Raw genomic sequence first — 18,650 nt, 5'->3', positions numbered from 1 at the left:
CTGCCGTGGGCTACCCGGAGAATGTGCTGGCCAAAGACGAGCAGGTGGTGCTGCATCGGCACCCGCACTGGAAACGCCTGATCGGCGCCGTCCTGGTCCTGCTCCTGGCCACGGCGGCCGCGGCCTTCGTGGCGGCCGTGGTCAATGCCATGGACTGGCAGGCCACCGCCAAGAACGTGCTGTTCATCGTGATCGGGGTGATCTGGCTCGTCGTGGTCGGCTGGCTCGCCGTCTGGCCGTTCCTGAACTGGTGGACCACGCACTTCGTCATCACCGATCGGCGGGTGATGTTCCGCCACGGCGTGTTGACCCGGGCCGGCATCGACATCCCGCTCGCCCGGATCAACAGCGTCGAATTCCGCCACGGGTTGATCGACCGGGTGCTGCGCACCGGCACCCTGATCATTGAATCGGCGTCGCAAGATCCCCTGGAATTCCACGACATTCCGCGCGTGGAACAGGTGCACTCACTGCTGTATCACGAAGTTTTCGACACCCTGGGGTCCGAAGAGTCACCGAGCTGACGCAGCTTCGCGCGGCGGCTGGGCCGGCGTAGCGGTGTCACCGTGGCCGACTTGCGCTCGGCGTGGTCCTCCAGCGCCTCGGCGATGCCGCCACCGGTGAGCGTCGATTCCAGTGCCAGATCGGGGTTGCGGCCGAACTCGTCGGGGAACACCCAGCGGCGGAACGCCCAGAACCGGAACGCCATCTGCAGCAGGTTGCCCAGGATGTAGGCCGAGATGAAGTCGGCGATGTTCTCGACCGTCAGCGACACCTCCGGCACCCGGAGGCCCAGCACGTAGCTGGAGAAGTACAGCGGAAGCATCGACAGCAGCACACCCACGCCGCTGAATGCGAAGAACAGCAATGCCTCGTGGTGGCGCTCGCGGCCGCCGCGGTTCTGGAAGCTCCATTCCCGGTTGAGGATGTAGGAGGCGATGACCGCGACGATGCCGGCGATGATCTTGGCGGTGACCGGCTTGGGCTCCAGCACGGTGAGCTTCAGCGTGTAGAAGATCGCCGAATCGATGACAAACGTCGTCGCGCCGACGATCGCGAACTTGATCAGTTCGTGATGCTGCTCGGCGTAGGGACGAACGAATCGCGGCAGGCGCGCGATGGTCGCATCGGCGAAGGACACAGGTAGGCAGTGTACGGAAATGCGCCCTTCGATGCCGCATCGCTGCGAGGCCGGGCCTTAACCGCAGGTCAATGCACCGGTCACGGAGATGACAACAATCGGCGCATGACACCATAGAGCGCGTGCCGACAACTCCCAAGAAGCCGTCCTCGCCTGCCGGCGGGGCATCGCCCGTGGTGGCGATGATCGGCGGCGGCCAGCTCGCGAGGATGACCCACCAGGCCGCGATCGCCCTCGGGCAGACACTGCGAGTACTCGCCGCCGGACCGGACGAATCCGCCGCGCAGGTCACTCCCGATGTCGTCATCGGGTCTCACACCGATCTCGACGCCCTGCGGCAGGCGGCCGCCGGCGCCTCGGCGTTGACGTTCGACCACGAGCACGTGCCGACCGAACACCTCGAGCAGCTCGTCGCCGAGGGGATCACGGTGAACCCGCCGCCGCAGGCGCTGGTGCACGCGCAGGACAAGCTGTTGATGCGGCGCAAGCTGCAGAGCCTCGGCGCCCCGGTGCCGAGGTTCGCCGAGATCACCTCCGTCGAGGATGTCGAGGCGTTCGTGCGCGAGATCGACGGTCCGGTGGTGATCAAGACGGTGCGCGGCGGCTATGACGGCAAGGGCGTGGTGATGGCCGACGACCTGGCCACCGCCCGCGGGGTCGTGGCCGGGTACCTGGCCGACGGCGTGGCCGTGCTGGCCGAGGAGCGCGTCGCGATGCGCCGGGAGCTCGCCGCGCTGCTGGCGCGCTCGCCGTTCGGGCAGGGCGCGGCCTGGCCGGTGGTCGAAACCGTGCAACGCGACGGCATCTGTGTCGAGGTGTACGCGCCGGCGCCCGGACTGTCCGACGAACTCGGTTCGGCCGCACAGGAACTCGGCCTGCGGGTGGCCAACGAGCTGGGTGTGGTCGGGGTGCTGGCGGTCGAGCTGTTCGAGACCGCCGACGGTGGCCTGCTGGTCAACGAGCTGGCCATGCGCCCGCACAACTCCGGGCACTGGACCATGGACGGCGCCGTCACCAGCCAGTTCGAGCAGCATCTGCGCGCCGTGCTGGACTACCCGCTCGGCGACACCTCGGCGATTGCGCCGGCCGCCGTGATGGCCAACGTCCTCGGGGCGCCGCAGACGCCGACCATGTCGATGGACGAGCGGCTGCACCACCTGTTCGCCCGGATCCCCGATGCGAAGGTGCACCTGTACGGCAAGGGGGAGCGGCCCGGACGCAAACTCGGGCACGTCAACATCATCGGCACGGATATGGACGAACTCCGCGAGCGTGCGGTGCGGGCGGCGCACTGGTTGTCACACGGTGAGTGGACCGACGGATGGGATGAACACGGTGACTAGCGAAGCGACGGGCTCGGGTTCGGGTCCCAGGGTCGGGCTCATCATGGGCAGCGACAGTGACTGGTCGGTGATGTCCGACGCGGCCACCGCCCTCGCGGAGTTCGAGGTGCCGTTCGAGGTCGGTGTGGTCTCGGCGCACCGCACGCCGCAACGCATGCTCGACTACGCCAAGACCGCCGCGGACCGGGGCATCGAGGTGATCATCGCCGGGGCCGGAGGCGCCGCACACCTGCCCGGCATGGTCGCCTCGGCCACACCGCTTCCGGTCATCGGCGTTCCGGTGCCACTGGCCCGCCTCGACGGCATGGATTCCCTGCTGTCCATCGTGCAGATGCCGGCCGGGGTGCCGGTGGCCACGGTTTCCATTGGCGGAGCACGGAATGCGGGATTGCTGGCCGTGCGAATTCTGGGCGCCGCGGACGCCGCGCTGCAGGCTCGGATGGTGAAATTCCAAGCTGATCTGGAAGCCATGGTGTTGGCGAAGGACGCCGCCTTGCGCGATCGCCTGTTGGGCGACGACTGACGTCAATCCCCGATGAGCTCGCGAATGCGAGGCGTCAAGGACTCGATCGGTTCATCGGTCGACATCACCACCACCGCGGTGCGGCCGGCGCCGCCCCGATAGATCGGCCAGGTCGCGGCCAGCGCCTCGGCCAGGTCCGATCGTGGATTCGTCACGTCGCCGCGCAGCCATCGGCGCAGCACGTGGTTGTGCGCGGCAACCACGGCGTTGGCAAACAGTTCGGCGCGCAGATCTGCCGTCCAGTCCCCGCTCTGCGCGGCCCTCAGATGTCTGGTGAACAGCCGGACATACCGTGACACCACGGCCGTTTCGAAGTCGCGCAGGGCTCCTACCGTGCGAGTGAGCCGATACCGCGTCCTGGCGCGCTCGCCCTCGGCTAGATAGTTCTCGAATACCGACGTGGTCGCCACCGCGATGACTTCCGCGGGCAGCGCGTCGGCCGGCGCCGCCGACAACCTCTCGTCGGCGCGCCGCAGCAGCGTCTCGTGATCGGGAAAGATCAACGCCTCTTTCGACCCGAACTGGCGAAACGCGGTGGTGCGTCCCACCCCCGCCCGTGCGGCGATGTCGTCGACGCTGGTGGCCTCGTACCCACGTTCTTCGAACAGCTCGAATGCCGCGCTGACCAGGCGCTCCCGTGTACTTGGCAGATCGGGCATGAGTGCACCTTTCGTGGGACTGAGTGCCGATGCTATGGTACTGAGTACCGAAAGTAGCAGGGCGATGCACTCGATGTGCAGTCCGCGCAACGATTGATCCAAGAGAGCCACGAGCGCAGAGCTAGGGAGAAGATCATGGCCGGCTGGGGCGGTAACCCATCATTCGATCTGTTTCAGTTGCCCGAGGAGCACCAGGAGCTCCGGGCGGCGATCCGGGCGCTGGCGGAGAAGGAAATCGCCCCGCACGCGGCCGACGTCGACGAGAATGCGCGCTTCCCGGAGGAGGCTCTGCAGGCCCTGAACGCCTCGGGGTTCAACGCGATCCACGTGCCGGAGGAGTACGGCGGCCAGGGTGCCGACTCGGTCGCGGCCTGCATCGTGATCGAGGAAGTGGCCCGGGTGGACTGCTCGGCCTCGCTGATCCCGGCGGTCAACAAGCTGGGCACCATGGGCCTGATCCTGCGCGGCTCCGAGGAGTTGAAGAAGCAGGTGCTGCCGTCGCTGGCCTCCGGTGAGGCGATGGCCTCCTACGCGCTCTCCGAGCGTGAGGCCGGTTCCGACGCGGCAGGCATGCGCACCCGTGCCAAGGCCGACGGCGATGACTGGATCCTCAACGGCACCAAGTGCTGGATCACCAACGGCGGCAAGTCGACCTGGTACACCGTGATGGCGGTGACCGATCCGGACAAGGGTGCCAACGGCATCTCGGCGTTCGTGGTGCACAAGGACGACGAGGGCTTCAGCGTCGGCCCCAAGGAGCGCAAGCTCGGCATCAAGGGCAGCCCGACCACCGAGCTGTACTTCGAGAACTGCCGGATCCCCGGCGACCGGATCATCGGTGAGCCCGGTACCGGTTTCAAGACCGCGCTGGCGACGCTGGACCACACCCGCCCGACGATCGGTGCGCAGGCCGTGGGTATCGCCCAGGGCGCGCTGGACGCGGCGATCGCCTACACCAAGGACCGCAAGCAGTTCGGTACCGCCATCGCCGATTTCCAGGCCGTCCAGTTCATGCTGGCCGACATGGCGATGAAGCTGGAGGCCGCGCGCCTGATGGTCTACCACGCCGCGGCGCGGGCCGAGCGTGGCGAGACCAACCTCGGCTTCATCTCGGCGGCGAGCAAGTGCTTCGCCTCCGATGTGGCCATGGAGGTCACCACCGACGCGGTGCAGCTGTTCGGTGGCGCCGGCTACACCGTGGACTTCCCGGTGGAGCGGATGATGCGCGATGCCAAGATCACCCAGATCTACGAGGGCACCAACCAGATTCAGCGTGTGGTCATGAGCCGCGCCCTGCTCAAGTAATCCAACGCCGCTCCAGTGGCCAGTTAATGCACGCTTTCACCGAATGGCCGTGCAATAACTGGCCATTGGGCATTTGGGCTTAGCGCTAGCCGCGGGTGACCTTCTCCGTCGTACGACGCCGTTCCTGCGCATCGGCATCGGGATTGGCCACCTGGACCAGTGACGCGCCGGCGACGAACACCGCCAGCAGGTTGTCCACGAGCTCGTCAGGGGTGTTCCAGGATGCGGTGGAGAGCACCCGGTCCGAACCGGTGAAACCCTGTGCGGCCGCAGCATTCTGGGCCCGCTGCAGCACCTCGGCCACCGACTGCCCGGCCAGGGCCGGCCCCGGAACCCGCTCGGGCACGATCTGGTCACCGTGCACGCGGACTGCCGTGGCGTAGTCGGTGACGCCGATGGGCAGATCGGCGGCGGGCTTGCCGAACGGGTCCAACGACAGCACCGCGACCTCGCCGCCGGCCACCGCGTCGTCGGCCTCATCGAGCCGCTCCCGGGTGCACAGCGCCAGGTCGGCTGAATTGTCGGAACCACCGCCCAACACCACCTCGGCGCCGATCCACCAGATCCCGAACAGCACCGCGGCGGTCTGCCAGTGCGCGGGCAGCAGGACCGCCACCCGGGAGCCCGGGCCGGCATCCAGCTCGTCGCGCAACAGGTTGGCGGTCTTGGCGGCCCAGTTGGCCATCGTCACCGTCGACAACTCGATGCGCTCTCCGGTGGCGTCGTCGTAATAGGTGATCCGTGGCCCGGCCGGATCCGCTGCCAACAACGGATCCAGCACCGCGGCGCTGACTGTGCTCATAATCTCTGGTTGTACTCGAGGGCGATCAGTTCACGCACTTCGGATCATCGGAACCCGCGGTCAGAATCGGCGAGGGCGGCGGTGGCGGGGTCTCGCCGCCGGTGTCGCCGGACAGGTCGCCGGCGGCGGCCGGATCGACGTCACCGAGGGTCGGGTCCGTGCCGTCCAGCCCTGATCCGGGCCCGACGTAGTCAGCGGCCAGCACCACCCGCACCGCACCGGCCGGAAGCGACGAATCTTCGTTGATGGGCAGGCCGCCGAGGTCCTTCGAAACCGCCTGGGCGCCAAGGTCGTCGGCCTTGGCGGCCAGCACCTGGCTCGAGGCAGGCGGGGCGCCCTGGTGGTTGCCGGTGGCGCCGGGCACGAACCCCTTGTTGCTCAGCACCTGTGACACCGCGGCGGCCAGGCCGTTGATGTCGGTGCCGTTGACCACCTCGACGGTGGTCTTGTCGGGGGAGTAGCTGAGCTGCTCGGTCTTGCCCTCGTCCTGGTCCTGCAGCAGGCTGGCCACCCACCGGTGGACCTCGTCCGGATCGACCCGGACCACGCTCTGCATGCCGTCGTCGCTCCAGCCGTCCTCACGCAGGATCGGAATGGTCGCGAAGGCCACATTGCCCGCGGCGATCTTCTGCAGCTGTTCGGCGAAGTCCATGATGTTCCAGCCGTCGGAGATCACCACCGAACGCTGCACGGCGTTCTGCAGCCGGCCGAGTGTGGCCGGGCTGGACAGCGTCTTGCTGGAGATCACCTCGTGGGCCAGCGAGGCCATCACCGACTGCTGCCGGGTCACCCGGTCGAGGTCGCCGCGGGGCAGGTCGTGGCGTTGCCGGACGAAGCTCAGAGCCTGTGGGCCGTCGAGCTTCTGCCAGCCGGCCGGGAAATCGGCGCCCGACAGGGGTTCGTAGACGGCATCTTTGAGGCAGACGTTGACGCCGCCGAGCGCGTCGGTGATCAGCGCGAAACCCAGCAGGCCGATCTCGGCGTAATGGTCCACCGTGACACCGGTCAGCCCGGCGACGGTCTGGATCAGTTCCTCGCGGCCGGCCTCGGTGGCCTTGGGCTCCGCGGTGGCCGGATCTTCACCCTCGACCTCGACGAGCTGCTTCATCCGGTCGAGCTTCACGTCCCCGAACACGCCGTTGATCTTCATCTTTCCCCAGCCCGGCGCTTCGACGTAGGAATCGCGGGGTATGGAGATGGCGGTGGCCGACTTCCCGTTGTTGGGGATGCGCACCAGGATGATCGTGTCGGTGTTGGTCGACACGTCGTCGCCGGCGCGCAACGTCTCCAGTTCCTCGGCGGACAGGGGGTTGCCGTGGGCATCGGTGCGACTGTCCATACCGACCAGCAGGATGTCGATCGCGCCGTCGTCGCCGCCCTCGCCGAGGGCCGGCGAACTGATGTGATTGATGCCGGATTCGAAGGAGCGGATCTGGGTCCAGGCCACCCCGGTCCCGAGTACCACGGCCGACGCTGCGGCGACAGCGACGGAGCGGAGCAGGGGGATGGGCACCTGCCCAGGCTACTTGCGGCCTGGACGTGAGCCGGGTAACGCGGACCGGCGTGCCAGACTCGGCGGATGGCGCAACGCATCGTGATCACCGGGGCCGGAGGCATGGTTGGCGGAGTATTGGCTGATCAAACGCGTCGCGAGGGACGTGAGACGCTGGCCCTGAGCTCGGCCGAATGTGATATCAGTGACGTCGACACGGTCCGGCAGGTCGTGCAGCCCGGTGACGTGGTGATCAACTGTGCCGCGTACACGCAGGTGGACGCCGCCGAAACCGACCAGGCCAGGGCCTTTGCCGTCAACGCCACCGGTCCGGGAAACCTCGCCACGGTGTGCGCCCAGGTCGGGGCCGGGCTGGTGCACATCTCCACCGACTACGTGTTCGGCGCGGACCGCGACCGCCGCACGCCGTACGAGATCGATGAGCCGACCGGGCCGGTCAACGTCTACGGCCACACCAAACTGGCCGGGGAACAGGCCGTGCTGGCCGCCAAACCCGACGCGCACGTCGTGCGTACCGCCTGGGTGTACCGCGGCGAGGACGGAGCCGACTTCGTGGCGACCATGCGCCGACTGGCGGCCGGCGACGGACCCGTCGATGTGGTGGCCGACCAGATCGGATCGCCGACCTACACCGGCGACCTGGTGTCCGCGCTGCTGCAGATCGCCGACGGCGCGGTGCGCCCGGGTGTGCTGCACGCGATCAATACCGGGCCGGCCAGCCGGTTCGATCTGGCCAGGGAGACCTTCGCGGCCGTCGGCGCGGACCCCGAGCGGGTGCGCCCGGNCAGGAACCCAGCGAGCGTGAGGTCGGCTGGTTGTCGGGGTCCTGCCTGCTGATGCGACGGTCCGCCTTCGACTCCGTCGGTGGTTTCGACGAGCGCTACTTCATGTATATGGAAGACGTCGATCTCGGCGATCGGATCGCCCGGGCCGGCTGGCAGAACGTCTACGTGCCGACCGCCGAGGTGCTCCACCACAAGGGCCACTCCACCGGCCGTGACCCGGCGCGCAACTTGGCCGCCCATCACCGCAGTACCTACACTTTCCTGGCTGATCGGTATCCGGCGGCCTGGCAGGCACCGTTACGGTGGACGATCCGGGGCGCGCTGGCAGCACGTGCGGGCCTGGTGGTCGGCAGTTCTCGACGTAAGCAGGCGAAAGGGCGCTGACGTGATCAATCCCGCAGAAGTGGACGCCGTCGTCCTCGTCGGTGGACGTGGCACCCGGCTTCGGCCCCTGACCCTCTCGGCGCCCAAGCCGATGCTGCCCACCGCGGGTGTTCCCTTCCTGACCCACCTGCTGGCCCGGATCGCCGAGGCCGGCATCAAGCACGTGGTCATGGGTACGTCGTACAAGGCCGAGGTCTTCGAGGAGGCATTCGGCGACGGGTCCGACCTCGGGCTGGAGATCGAATACGTCACGGAGACCGAGGCGCTCGGCACCGGTGGTGCAATCGCCAACGTGGCCGACAAGCTGCGCTACGAGACGGCGATGGTGTTCAACGGCGATGTGCTCTCGGCCGCCGACCTGGCCGCACTGCTGGAGTCACACGACACCCATCAGGCCGACGTCACGCTGCATCTGGTGCGGGTCAGCGATCCCCGCGCGTTCGGTTGTGTGCCCACGGACGCCAACGGCGTCGTCACCGCGTTCCTGGAGAAGACCCAGGATCCGCCGACCGACCAGATCAACGCCGGCTGCTACGTGTTCAAAAAGCATGTGATCGACCAGATCCCGAAGGGGCGGCCGGTATCGGTGGAACGCGAGGTGTTCCCGGGCCTGCTCACCGACGGGCTGAAGGTGTGCGGATACGTCGACGCCTCCTACTGGCGCGACATGGGCACGCCCGAGGACTTCGTGCGCGGCTCGGCCGATCTGGTGCGTGGAATCGCGCCCTCGCCGGCACTCAACGGTCAGCGTGGTGAGTCCCTCGTCCACGAGGGTGCGGCCGTCGCACCCGGCGCGTTGGTGATCGGTGGCTCCGTGGTGGGCCGCGGCGCCGAGATCGGTGCCGGCGCACGGCTCGACGGCGCGGTGATCTTCGACGGGGTGCGGGTGGAAGCCGGTGCGGTGATCGAGCGTTCGATCATCGGCTTCGGGGCCCGCATCGGCCCGCGGGCACTGATCCGCGACGGTGTGATCGGCGACGGGGCCGACATCGGCGCGCGCTGCGAGCTGCTGCGCGGCGCGCGGGTGTGGCCCGGCGTGTCCGTTCCCGACGGCGGGATCCGGTACTCGACCGACGTCTGACCTTCGCGGCCATCACTGGCGATGCAGGTCCGAATCAGCTGGTGCACATTCGGCACCGGCGCCGAATATCCCTGAGGGCGTGGCAGCGCTTGAGTAGTCGACTACCCGAACTTGGCGAGAAAGTGTGTTTGCCGGCACCTATCCGGGCTTAGGCTGCTACCGGCAGAAGGGGAGGGGCCATGTTCAACGGACTGCGGCGCAATGCAGTGGCACCGATCGCGGCGGCGTTGCTGCTCGGGGCGGTGCTAGGGGTTTCGGCACCGGAGGCGGCGGCGTGGCCGATACCGCTGACCGCACAAGACACTGCCTACCTGAAAGCTACGCGCGGGGTCTTTCCCGGCGATGACGACCAGCTGTTACTGGTGGGCCGGGAGATGTGTCGGCTGCTCTACACCGGCACACCCGCACAGGCGGTGATCGACCAGATGGCCGGTCAGTATGCGGCCACCCCCGAGCAGACGGCGGTCGCGTTGCGGGCGGCACGGCGGGCGTACTGCACGCAGGCGCCCGGTTAGGCGCTTCTGGTCGCCGAATCGGCGAGTTGTCTCAGCCCGAAGTCGGTGCCGTCGGGAAGCGCGTCCAGTGGCCACCAGCGCAGGTCCAAAGACTCGTCGCTGCAGGCGATCTCGGCGCCGGCCGGTGCGCGCACCACGAACTGCATATCGAGGTGGCGGGTCGGCACTCCCAGTGAGCAGGTCACCGGATGCACATGCAGCGTGGCCAATTGCGGGTCGATGGTCAGGCCGCTGATTCCCGATTCCTCCGTGGCCTCACGCAGTGCGGCCGCCGGGATGTCGGCATCGGCTTCCTCACAGTGCCCGCCGAGCTGCAGCCAGCGGCCGAACCGCGGATGCAGCGTCAGCAGCGTCTGGGTCCCGGTGTGGTCGACGACCAGGGCCGAGGCCGTGATGTGGCCGGGCACGCAGGCCCGCAGACAGGCATCGGGACGGGCGGCCAGAAACGACAACACCGCGTGGCGCAGCGTGTCCTGGCCGGGATCCGGTGTCTGCCAACGCGTCAGCAACTCGACCGCTGAGGCGTGCAGGCTCTCAGCGCTCATTTGCGGACCAGCAGGCCGTCGGTGGGCACCGGATCGCGCTCCGGTTGCGGATCGGCGGCATGGCCGATCGCGATGGCGCCCAACGGTTCCCAGTCGGCGGGCAGATCCAGCTCGGCCCGCACCTCCTCGCCGGCGAAGATCGTCGAGCCGATCCAGCAGCTGCCCACCTCGCGCACCGCGAGCGCGACCAGCAGGGCCTGCACCGCGGCGCCGACGGCGACGGTGAACATGGTGTGCTCGGCCTGGGTGCGCGCGTCGTCGGGATAGCTGTGTGCGCCGTCGGGAACCATGAAGGGGATCACGAGTTCGGGTGCGTCGTAGAGGATCTGGCCTCGGTTCAGCCGTCGCTCGACCGACTCCGGATCCCGGCCGTCACCGGTCAGGTCGGCCCGCCATTTCTCCTTCATCCGGTCGAGCAGCCGGATGCGGGTGGCGGGATCCTGCACCCAGACGAACCGGACCGGGCGGGTGTGGTGCGGGGCCGGTGCGGTCAGTGCCTCGCCGACGGCCGCCTCGATGACGGCGGGGTCGACCGGGTCATCGCTGAAGCGACGTACCGAACGGCGCAGCAGTTGAGCCTGGTTGCGCCCCATCTGGATTGCCTCGGCCGTGCCCAACCAGAACAGGTCGTCCTCGCCGGAACGCAGAAGCGTGCGCGCGTTCGACCCGTCGTCGGGCAGATCCAGCCCACGCACCACCGCGACCGGGATCGCGGTGAGCTTGCCCTTCACCAGATCGGCCGCGGCGGCGATCTCGTCGGCCACGGCCACCTCGGTGACCAACAGCTCGTTGCCGTGGCGGTCGCGTGCGCCCGCGTAGCCGTGCAGCACGGTCAGCCCGGATGCCCCGATCGCGAAATCGGCCTGGCCGTTGCGCCAGGCCCGGCCCATGGTNGTGACTGAGGATGCGGTCCGCCCGCTCGTAGTGGTGACGGTGACGTACTCGCCGGGCCCACATCTCGACCGTTTCCTGGCGTCGCTGGCGCTGGCCACCGATCGGCCGGTGAAGGTCATCATGGCCGACAACGGTTCGACCGACGGTGCGCCAGAACAGGCGGAGAAGCGGTACCCGAACGTGCGGCTGCTGCGCACCGGCAGCAATCTGGGCTACGGCAGTGCGGTCAACCGCGGCGCCGCCGAGATATCGGATGCGGAGTGCTCGGAATTTTTTATCGTGGCCAACCCGGACGTGCAGTGGGGACCGGGTTCGATCGACCTGCTGCTCGACGCCGCCCACCGGTGGCCGCAGGCCGGTGCGCTGGGGCCGCTGGTCCGCGACCCCGACGGCTCGGTCTACCCGTCGGCGCGCCACCAGCCCAGCCTGATCCGCGGCGGCATGCATGCCGTGGTCGGCCCGTTCTGGAAATCGAATCCATGGACCGCGGCCTACCGCCAGGACCGCCAGGAACCCAGCGAGCGTGAGGTCGGCTGGTTGTCGGGGTCCTGCCTGCTGATGCGACGGTCCGCCTTCGACTCCGTCGGTGGTTTCGACGAGCGCTACTTCATGTATATGGAAGACGTCGATCTCGGCGATCGGATCGCCCGGGCCGGCTGGCAGAACGTCTACGTGCCGACCGCCGAGGTGCTCCACCACAAGGGCCACTCCACCGGCCGTGACCCGGCGCGCAACTTGGCCGCCCATCACCGCAGTACCTACACTTTCCTGGCTGATCGGTATCCGGCGGCCTGGCAGGCACCGTTACGGTGGACGATCCGGGGCGCGCTGGCAGCACGTGCGGGCCTGGTGGTCGGCAGTTCTCGACGTAAGCAGGCGAAAGGGCGCTGACGTGATCAATCCCGCAGAAGTGGACGCCGTCGTCCTCGTCGGTGGACGTGGCACCCGGCTTCGGCCCCTGACCCTCTCGGCGCCCAAGCCGATGCTGCCCACCGCGGGTGTTCCCTTCCTGACCCACCTGCTGGCCCGGATCGCCGAGGCCGGCATCAAGCACGTGGTCATGGGTACGTCGTACAAGGCCGAGGTCTTCGAGGAGGCATTCGGCGACGGGTCCGACCTCGGGCTGGAGATCGAATACGTCACGGAGACCGAGGCGCTCGGCACCGGTGGTGCAATCGCCAACGTGGCCGACAAGCTGCGCTACGAGACGGCGATGGTGTTCAACGGCGATGTGCTCTCGGCCGCCGACCTGGCCGCACTGCTGGAGTCACACGACACCCATCAGGCCGACGTCACGCTGCATCTGGTGCGGGTCAGCGATCCCCGCGCGTTCGGTTGTGTGCCCACGGACGCCAACGGCGTCGTCACCGCGTTCCTGGAGAAGACCCAGGATCCGCCGACCGACCAGATCAACGCCGGCTGCTACGTGTTCAAAAAGCATGTGATCGACCAGATCCCGAAGGGGCGGCCGGTATCGGTGGAACGCGAGGTGTTCCCGGGCCTGCTCACCGACGGGCTGAAGGTGTGCGGATACGTCGACGCCTCCTACTGGCGCGACATGGGCACGCCCGAGGACTTCGTGCGCGGCTCGGCCGATCTGGTGCGTGGAATCGCGCCCTCGCCGGCACTCAACGGTCAGCGTGGTGAGTCCCTCGTCCACGAGGGTGCGGCCGTCGCACCCGGCGCGTTGGTGATCGGTGGCTCCGTGGTGNTCACGCAGGGCCGCCGCGCTTCCGTCGGGATCGATTGGCAGCAGTGCCAATTCGTTGGAGTCGACGTTGGAACCGTCGACGCCGGCCGCGGCCTGGACCAGGCCGATGGCGTTCTCGGTGATCAGGGTCCGGCCCTTTCGTGCCAGCACCCGGACGGCTTCGTCATCGATCAACTTGCGCCGCAAGGTGTCCCGCTCCTCCGGATCGGAGGGTGCGGTGACGATGCGGCCTTCACACTTGGAGACGATCTTGCTGGTGACCACCAGCACGTCGCCGTCCTGCAGCCACGGCGCCGCCTCGGCGAGCGAAGCGGCCAGGTTGTCCCCGGGCCGGAACTCGGGAAGTCCTGGCACCGGCAGAATCTCGACCCGGCCGGCCGAGCCGTGCTCGGTGTTCACTGCGGAGGTCACAGGGCGACGCCCGCGAGATCCAGGCCGGCCCGCACCATCTCGGCGGTGGCGGCCGGTTCGGTCATCAACAACGGCACGGCACGTACCCGCACGCCGTCGATCTCGGCCTGATCGCCCTCGTGCACCAGCCAACCGTCGAGCAGGCCGGTCGCCGACCGGGCGCCGAAATGCTCTCCGACGGCCTGTGACGTGGACTCTACGCCGATGATGCGCAGGCACTCATCTGCCATGCCGCGCAAAGGTTTTCCATCGATGATGGGGGAGTAGCCGATCACCGGCGCCTTGGTCGAGCGCAGCGCGGCGCGGATGCCGGGTATCTGCAGGATGGGCCCGATGCTCACGACGGGGTTCGACGGTGCCAGCAACACCACATCCGCGTCGGCGATGGCCTCGGTGACACCCGGGGCCGCGGTTGCCTGTTCTGCACCGACGAACGCGAAACTGTGCGACGGCACCTGTGCCCGGTATCGGACCCACCACTCCTGGAAGTGGATCGCGTGCCGTGAGCCGTCCTGCGGGTCGGTGATGACCACATGCGTCTCGCTCCGGTCGTCGGTGACCGGCAGCAGGCGCGCCCCGGGTGACCAGCGCTTGCACAGCGCCTCGGTGACCTGCGACAGCGGGTAGCCGGCACGCAGCATCTGGGTGCGCACCAGGTGGGTGGCCAGGTCCCGGTCGCCCAGGCCGAACCAATCGGGTTGCACGCCGTAGGCGGCGAGTTCTTCCTTGGCGTGCCAGGTTTCGTTGCGATGACCCCAGCCGCGCTCCGGATCGATGCCGCCGCCCAGCGTGTACATGCAGGTGTCGAGGTCTGGGCAGATCCGCACGCCGTGCATCCAGGCGTCGTCACCCACGTTCACGATCGCGGTGAGTTCATGCTTGCTGTCGTCGCCGCTGAATGCCCCGAGGCCCAACAGGTGCTGGACCCCCAGCAAAAAGCGGGCGCCTCCGACGCCGCCGACCAGAACGGTGATCTTCACAACGTCCGACCCTAGGCGTTGAGGCCTCGCGGATGGAAACGACGTCGTCACGGCCAGGACACGCCGATGTCGCGACGCGCCGATTTGACATTACGAGATGGTATGAATTCGCGCCCTGGCGCTTGACCCCGGCAGCTAACACGTGTGTAATCACAGATGTGTCATTTCCCGGTTGGTGACCGATTCCGGTGTCGCGGACCGAGATTCGATCAAATGTTCGAATGGGGTGACCGCAGAGAACAATAGTGGGGCTCCACTTAGGATCTACGAGACCGAGTGAGGAGGCGGGGGATAATGTCTTATGAGAGCGGCGATTTCGATCGTGTGGTCCGGTTTGACAGCCGGCTACTCGGCTCGGTAGACAACGCACCGCACATCAACGCCGGGCCGACACCGGAGGGGGCGGTCGCCCGCCCTCAACTGAGTTTGGTTCCCGATCACATTGATGGTGATCCGGCTACTGAGGACGACCAATGGCAGGAACGTGCGCTGTGCGCACAGACCGACCCGGAGGCGTTCTTTCCGGAGAAGGGCGGGTCTACCCGCGAGGCCAAGCGCATCTGCCAGGGCTGCGAAGTCAAGGATGCGTGCTTGGAGTACGCGCTCGCGCACGATGAGCGCTTCGGTATTTGGGGCGGTTTGTCCGAACGGGAGCGTCGGCGCCTCAAGCGCGGCATCATCTGACGCGTGCAGTTGAGCGCCCGTCGCGGGCGCCCGACGTCAGTCGTCGTCGATCGTTGGGTCGATGACTGACGGTTCGACTCCCAGATAGGTGGCCACCTGGGCCACCAGGATTTCATGCAGCAAGTCAGCCAGCTCATCGGATCCTTTGACCCGGCGCTCGATGGGCTTGCGGAACAAGACAATTCGAGCCCGGGTCGAGTTCCCCCTGACATCAACCCCAGCAGGTATCAGCCGCGCCAGCGCGATCGGCCCGTCGGCGATGACCTCGGGTGGCCATTGCACACTGTCCGGATCTTTCGGGGACATCCGCGGAATCTCGTCGACGGCGACGTCGAGTTCGCGCAATCGTGAACCCCACCGCCGTTCGATCGGCTCATACGCTTCCAGCACCGCCATGTCGAACCGCTCGGCGCGACTGCGCCAGCCGGGAACCGTTCGCGGAAGCAGCGGACCGCGAATATCGCGGCCGCGACGCGATCGCCATGGGTTGCGCTGGGCCACGGCGATGATCGTAACGGTTCGGGATCGGGGGCCCGTCGGCTGCGCGTGTCCGGCACCGCGCAGCGATCGTCCGAAGTAATCTCTGGTGCGTGAATGTTCCCCGTCGCTGCTGCCGGCCCGGGTGCCCGCACTATGCCGTGGCGACGTTGACTTTTGTCTACTCCGACTCCACGGCTGTGGTCGGACCTCTTGCCACGGTGTCCGAGCCCCACTCCTGGGACCTGTGCGTCGGCCATGCCGGACGCATCACGGCGCCGCGAGGCTGGGAGCTGGTCCGTCATGCCGGGCCGCTGCCCGCCAACCCCGATGAAGACGATCTGGTGGCGCTGGCCGACGCGGTCCGCGAAGGTCAGCCCGGCGCGGCCCGTGGCGGCGNCTAGGCTGGCGCCAACGATCCCGTTTCACAAGGAGCTATATGTCTAGGCCAGCGACGGCTGTTCACGATGTCATCAAGGCCTATGACGTCCGCGGATTGGTCGGCTCCCAGATCGACGAGGCCTTCGTTGCCGAGGTCGGCGGCGCGTTCGCTCGTCTGGTCCGCGCCGAGGGTGCGTCGCAGGTCGTGATCGGCTACGACATGCGGGAGAGTTCACCCACGCTGGCCGCCGCGTTCGCCGACGGCGTCACCGCCCAGGGACTGGACGTGGTCCGCATCGGGCTGGCCTCCACCGACCAGCTGTACTTCGCCTCGGGCCTGCTGGACTGCCCGGGGGCGATGTTCACCGCGAGCCACAACCCGGCCGCCTACAACGGGATCAAACTGTGCCGGGCCGGGGCCAAGCCGGTGGGCAAGGACACCGGGCTGTCGGTGATCGCCGACGAGGTCATCGCGGGCGTGCCCGCGTTCGACGGGCGTGCCGGGTCGGTGTCCGACCGCGACGTGCTGTCCGACTACGGGGCCTTCCTGCGGTCGCTGGTCGATCTGTCTTCCTTGCGCCCGTTGCGGATCGCGGTCGATGCGGGCAACGGCATGGCCGGCCACACCACCCCCGCGGTGCTCGGACCGGTCGCGGGGGCCACCGTGCTGCCGCTGTTCTTCGAACTCGACGGAACGTTTCCCAACCACGAAGCCAATCCGCTGAATCCCGACAACCTCGTCGACCTGCAGGCCCATGTGCTGGCCACCGGCGCCGACATCGGCCTGGCGTTCGACGGCGATGCCGACCGGTGCTTCGTCGTCGACGAACTCGGCCGACCGGTGTCGCCCTCGGCGGTGACAGCCCTGGTGGCCGCGCGTGAACTCACCCGCGAGATCGGTGCCACGGTGATCCACAACCTGATCACCTCGCGCGCCGTCCCGGAGTTGGTCGCCGAACGCGGCGGAACCCCGGTGCGATCACGCGTCGGCCACTCCTACATCAAGGCTTTGATGGCCGACACCGGCGCCATCTTCGGTGGGGAGCATTCCGCGCACTACTACTTCCGCGATTTCTGGGGCGCCGATTCCGGCATGCTCGCCGCGCTGCACGTGCTGGCCGCACTAGGCGAGCAGGACCGTCCGCTGTCGGAGTTCATGGCGGACTACCAGCGGTACGAGGCCTCCGGGGAGATCAATTTCACCGTCAGCGACGCGCCGGCCTGTGTGGACGCCGTGCTGCGATCGTTCGGCAGCTCGATCCACTCCATCGACCATCTCGACGGCGTCACCGTCGATCTCGGTGACGGCAACTGGTTCAACCTGCGCACCTCCAACACCGAACCACTGCTGCGGCTGAACGTGGAAGCACGTACGGCCGAGGACGTGGCCGCACTCGTCGACAGAGTTTCGGCGCAGATCCGTGAAGTGAGCGAGCCGGTGCCGTGAACGCCGTGGACGCCACGGTCGACCTGGACGACGGCGACGGACTTCTCGCCGCCGATCGCAACGGTCTGCTGCGGGCCGCGGCCATGGCGGGAGCCCAGGTCCGGGCGACCGCGGCGGCGCTGGCCGAGGGCGTGCTCGACCCGTTGCGCTCCGATCATCCTCCGCGCACGGTGATTTGGGTCGGCGGTCGCGGTACCGCCGAACATGCGGGCGCCATCCTCGCCGGTGTGCTCGGTGCGTCGATCGCGGCACCCTTCGTGGTGGCCGGGGAAACGCCGCCATGGCTCGGCGCGTTGGATGTGCTGATCGTCGCCGGTGACGATCCCGGCGACCCGGCATTGGTGAACGCGGCGGCCACCGGGGTGCGTCGCGGCGCACGGGTGCTGATCGTGGCACCGCACGAGGGCCCACTGCGGGACGTCGCGGCCGGGCGCGCGGTGGTGCTGGCGCCGCGGCTGTGGGTCCCCGACGACTTCGGCCTGACCCGGTACCTGGCTGCCGGTCTGGCCGCGCTGCATGTGGTCGATTCCGGTATGCGCGTGGATCTGTCCGCGCTGGCCGACGAACTGGACGCTGAAGCGCTGCGCAACAGCGCCGGGCGCGAACTGTTCACCAACCCGGCCAAGACCCTGGCCGAGCGCATGTCGGACAGTGACGTGGTGCTCGCCGGGGCCAATCCGGCCACCCTGGCGCTGGCCCGGCACGGTGCCACCGCGATGCTGCGGCTGGCCGGGGAGGTTGTCGGGGCCGCGGGGCTGGGCGATGTGCTGGCCGCTGTGGGCAGTGGGGCACTGGGGTCGCCGGCGGCCCGCTCGCTGTTCCATGACGAGGAGATCGACGGACCGCTGCCTCGGCGCACGCGTACGTTCGCGTTGATCACCGACGACGAACGGCAATCGGTGGGGGCCCGGGTCGCCGGCTTCGACGACATCACGGTGGTCGGTGCCGAGGACGTACCCGAACAGGCCGGGACGGTTCTGCCGGCCGGGCGCCCCGAACAACAACTTGCGATTTTGGCCGTGCGTGTCGAGATGACGGCCGTGTATTTGAAACTGGTTCGAGGATAAGA

General features: G+C 68.1%; 17 protein-coding genes and 6 pseudogenes. 14 read left to right on the top strand and 9 right to left on the bottom strand.

Annotation, left to right across the window (positions count from 1 at the left end; all coding sequences use genetic code 11):
- Positions 1 to 5 precede the first annotated feature (5 nt).
- Positions 6 to 524, top strand: a complete 519-nt coding sequence (locus BN4332_RS30070; protein ID WP_066903530.1) for a PH domain-containing protein — start codon at positions 6 to 8, stop codon at positions 522 to 524.
- Here the strand turns inward: BN4332_RS30070 and BN4332_RS30065 are convergent.
- Positions 479 to 1,141 carry a GtrA family protein gene (locus tag BN4332_RS30065; protein ID WP_066903528.1) on the bottom strand — a complete coding sequence of 221 codons (663 nt, stop codon included), beginning with the start codon at positions 1,139 to 1,141 and terminating at the stop codon, positions 479 to 481. The genes BN4332_RS30070 and BN4332_RS30065 overlap by 46 nt on opposite strands.
- Before the next feature lie 182 nt (positions 1,142 to 1,323).
- Here BN4332_RS30065 and BN4332_RS30060 point away from each other — a divergent pair, with 182 nt between their 5' ends.
- Positions 1,324 to 2,484, top strand: coding sequence for a 5-(carboxyamino)imidazole ribonucleotide synthase (locus tag BN4332_RS30060; RefSeq protein ID WP_066903602.1), 1,161 nt, complete (start codon positions 1,324 to 1,326; stop codon positions 2,482 to 2,484).
- On the top strand, positions 2,468 to 3,007 hold the full coding sequence (gene purE, locus BN4332_RS30055; RefSeq protein ID WP_200820461.1) for a 5-(carboxyamino)imidazole ribonucleotide mutase: 540 nt from the start codon (positions 2,468 to 2,470) through the stop codon (positions 3,005 to 3,007). The genes BN4332_RS30060 and purE overlap by 17 nt, the downstream gene beginning before the upstream one ends.
- Positions 3,008 to 3,009: 2 nt before the next feature.
- On the opposite strand, the gene BN4332_RS30050 is transcribed toward purE, so the two are convergent.
- Complete coding sequence (locus BN4332_RS30050) at positions 3,010 to 3,666, bottom strand: TetR/AcrR family transcriptional regulator (RefSeq protein ID WP_066903524.1); 657 nt, start codon at positions 3,664 to 3,666, stop codon at positions 3,010 to 3,012.
- Positions 3,667 to 3,801: 135 nt separating this feature from the next.
- On the opposite strand from BN4332_RS30050, the gene BN4332_RS30045 reads away from it, so the two are divergent.
- Positions 3,802 to 4,971, top strand: a complete 1,170-nt coding sequence (locus tag BN4332_RS30045; RefSeq protein ID WP_066903522.1) for an acyl-CoA dehydrogenase — start codon at positions 3,802 to 3,804, stop codon at positions 4,969 to 4,971.
- An 85-nt stretch (positions 4,972 to 5,056) separates the two neighbouring features.
- On the opposite strand, the gene BN4332_RS30040 is transcribed toward BN4332_RS30045, so the two are convergent.
- Together BN4332_RS30040 and BN4332_RS30035 are read right to left on the bottom strand one after the other, a co-directional pair.
- On the bottom strand, positions 5,057 to 5,773 hold the full coding sequence (locus tag BN4332_RS30040) for a TIGR03089 family protein (RefSeq protein WP_066903520.1): 717 nt from the start codon (positions 5,771 to 5,773) through the stop codon (positions 5,057 to 5,059).
- Between the two features lie 25 nt (positions 5,774 to 5,798).
- Complete coding sequence (locus tag BN4332_RS30035) at positions 5,799 to 7,286, bottom strand: LCP family protein (RefSeq protein WP_066903518.1); 1,488 nt, start codon at positions 7,284 to 7,286, stop codon at positions 5,799 to 5,801.
- A 66-nt stretch (positions 7,287 to 7,352) separates the two neighbouring features.
- Here BN4332_RS30035 and rfbD point away from each other — a divergent pair.
- From rfbD to BN4332_RS30015, 4 genes and pseudogenes are all read left to right on the top strand, one after another.
- Positions 7,353 to 8,099, top strand: a pseudogene (rfbD, locus tag BN4332_RS30030) (dTDP-4-dehydrorhamnose reductase); the annotation flags it as partial.
- A pseudogene (locus BN4332_RS30025) lies at positions 8,072 to 8,455 on the top strand (glycosyltransferase); the annotation flags it as partial. The pseudogenes rfbD and BN4332_RS30025, both read left to right, overlap by 28 nt.
- A gap of 1 nt (position 8,456) precedes the next feature.
- Positions 8,457 to 9,536 (top strand): mannose-1-phosphate guanylyltransferase ManB, encoded by a 1,080-nt coding sequence (gene manB / locus BN4332_RS30020; RefSeq protein ID WP_066903516.1) that lies wholly within the window; start codon positions 8,457 to 8,459, stop codon positions 9,534 to 9,536.
- Positions 9,537 to 9,715: 179 nt separating this feature from the next.
- Entirely contained in the window at positions 9,716 to 10,051 is a 336-nt protein-coding gene (locus BN4332_RS30015) for a DUF732 domain-containing protein (protein WP_066903514.1), read from the top strand.
- Here the strand turns inward: BN4332_RS30015 and BN4332_RS30010 are convergent.
- Positions 10,048 to 10,596, bottom strand: a complete 549-nt coding sequence (locus tag BN4332_RS30010) for an NUDIX hydrolase (protein WP_066903512.1) — start codon at positions 10,594 to 10,596, stop codon at positions 10,048 to 10,050. The genes BN4332_RS30015 and BN4332_RS30010 overlap by 4 nt on opposite strands.
- Positions 10,593 to 11,585 (bottom strand): annotated as a pseudogene (locus BN4332_RS30005) (coenzyme F420-0:L-glutamate ligase); the annotation flags it as partial. The pseudogene BN4332_RS30005 and the gene BN4332_RS30010, both read right to left, overlap by 4 nt.
- On the opposite strand from BN4332_RS30005, the gene BN4332_RS30000 reads away from it, so the two are divergent.
- Together BN4332_RS30000 and manB (BN4332_RS29995) are read left to right on the top strand one after the other, a co-directional pair.
- Positions 11,485 to 12,381, top strand: a complete 897-nt coding sequence (locus BN4332_RS30000) for a glycosyltransferase family 2 protein (RefSeq protein WP_066903510.1) — start codon at positions 11,485 to 11,487, stop codon at positions 12,379 to 12,381. The pseudogene BN4332_RS30005 and the gene BN4332_RS30000 overlap by 101 nt on opposite strands.
- A 1-nt stretch (position 12,382) precedes the next feature.
- Positions 12,383 to 13,228, top strand: a pseudogene (manB, locus tag BN4332_RS29995) (mannose-1-phosphate guanylyltransferase); the annotation flags it as partial.
- Here the strand turns inward: manB (BN4332_RS29995) and BN4332_RS29990 are convergent.
- Both BN4332_RS29990 and cofD read right to left on the bottom strand, forming a co-directional pair.
- Positions 13,205 to 13,600: pseudogene (locus BN4332_RS29990) on the bottom strand (coenzyme F420-0:L-glutamate ligase); the annotation flags it as partial. The pseudogenes manB (BN4332_RS29995) and BN4332_RS29990 sit on opposite strands and share 24 nt — an antisense overlap.
- A gap of 8 nt (positions 13,601 to 13,608) precedes the next feature.
- Positions 13,609 to 14,592 (bottom strand): 2-phospho-L-lactate transferase, encoded by a 984-nt coding sequence (cofD, locus tag BN4332_RS29985; protein ID WP_066903509.1) that lies wholly within the window; start codon positions 14,590 to 14,592, stop codon positions 13,609 to 13,611.
- A 294-nt stretch (positions 14,593 to 14,886) separates the two neighbouring features.
- Between cofD and BN4332_RS29980 the strand changes: the two genes are divergently transcribed.
- On the top strand, positions 14,887 to 15,276 hold the full coding sequence (locus BN4332_RS29980; RefSeq protein WP_066903508.1) for a WhiB family transcriptional regulator: 390 nt from the start codon (positions 14,887 to 14,889) through the stop codon (positions 15,274 to 15,276).
- Between the two features lie 36 nt (positions 15,277 to 15,312).
- Here the strand turns inward: BN4332_RS29980 and BN4332_RS29975 are convergent, their stop codons facing one another.
- Positions 15,313 to 15,735 carry a metallopeptidase family protein gene (locus tag BN4332_RS29975; protein WP_066903600.1) on the bottom strand — a complete coding sequence of 141 codons (423 nt, stop codon included), beginning with the start codon at positions 15,733 to 15,735 and terminating at the stop codon, positions 15,313 to 15,315.
- A 131-nt stretch (positions 15,736 to 15,866) separates the two neighbouring features.
- Here BN4332_RS29975 and BN4332_RS29970 point away from each other — a divergent pair.
- The 3 genes and pseudogenes from BN4332_RS29970 to BN4332_RS29960 all read left to right on the top strand — a co-directional run.
- Positions 15,867 to 16,136, top strand: a pseudogene (locus BN4332_RS29970) (DUF3499 domain-containing protein); the annotation flags it as partial.
- A 56-nt stretch (positions 16,137 to 16,192) separates the two neighbouring features.
- Positions 16,193 to 17,581, top strand: a complete 1,389-nt coding sequence (locus BN4332_RS29965; protein WP_066903507.1) for a phosphomannomutase/phosphoglucomutase — start codon at positions 16,193 to 16,195, stop codon at positions 17,579 to 17,581.
- Entirely contained in the window at positions 17,578 to 18,648 is a 1,071-nt protein-coding gene (locus tag BN4332_RS29960) for a TobH protein (protein WP_066903505.1), read from the top strand. Before BN4332_RS29965 ends, BN4332_RS29960 begins: the two co-directional genes overlap by 4 nt.
- The last annotated feature ends 2 nt before the right edge of the window (positions 18,649 to 18,650 follow it).

The sequence above is a fragment of the Mycolicibacterium houstonense genome (assembly GCF_900078665.2).
GTDB lineage: Bacteria > Actinomycetota > Actinomycetes > Mycobacteriales > Mycobacteriaceae > Mycobacterium > Mycobacterium houstonense.
Note: the sequence above shows the minus strand (reverse complement) of the source record. Positions and strands in the feature narration are given on the sequence as shown.

Bases quoted from the DNA above. Each gene is read 5' to 3' on its own strand.
- BN4332_RS30060 (WP_066903602.1), top strand. From the start codon at position 1,324: ATGATCGGCGGCGGCCAGCTCGCGAGGATGACCCACCAGGCCGCGATC.
- purE (WP_200820461.1), top strand. From the start codon at position 2,468: ATGAACACGGTGACTAGCGAAGCGACGGGCTCGGGTTCGGGTCCCAGG.
- BN4332_RS30050 (WP_066903524.1), bottom strand. From the start codon at position 3,666: ATGCCCGATCTGCCAAGTACACGGGAGCGCCTGGTCAGCGCGGCATTC.
- BN4332_RS30045 (WP_066903522.1), top strand. From the start codon at position 3,802: ATGGCCGGCTGGGGCGGTAACCCATCATTCGATCTGTTTCAGTTGCCC.
- BN4332_RS30040 (WP_066903520.1), bottom strand. From the start codon at position 5,773: ATGAGCACAGTCAGCGCCGCGGTGCTGGATCCGTTGTTGGCAGCGGAT.
- BN4332_RS30015 (WP_066903514.1), top strand. From the start codon at position 9,716: ATGTTCAACGGACTGCGGCGCAATGCAGTGGCACCGATCGCGGCGGCG.
- BN4332_RS30010 (WP_066903512.1), bottom strand. From the start codon at position 10,596: ATGAGCGCTGAGAGCCTGCACGCCTCAGCGGTCGAGTTGCTGACGCGT.
- BN4332_RS29980 (WP_066903508.1), top strand. From the start codon at position 14,887: ATGTCTTATGAGAGCGGCGATTTCGATCGTGTGGTCCGGTTTGACAGC.
- BN4332_RS29965 (WP_066903507.1), top strand. From the start codon at position 16,193: ATGTCTAGGCCAGCGACGGCTGTTCACGATGTCATCAAGGCCTATGAC.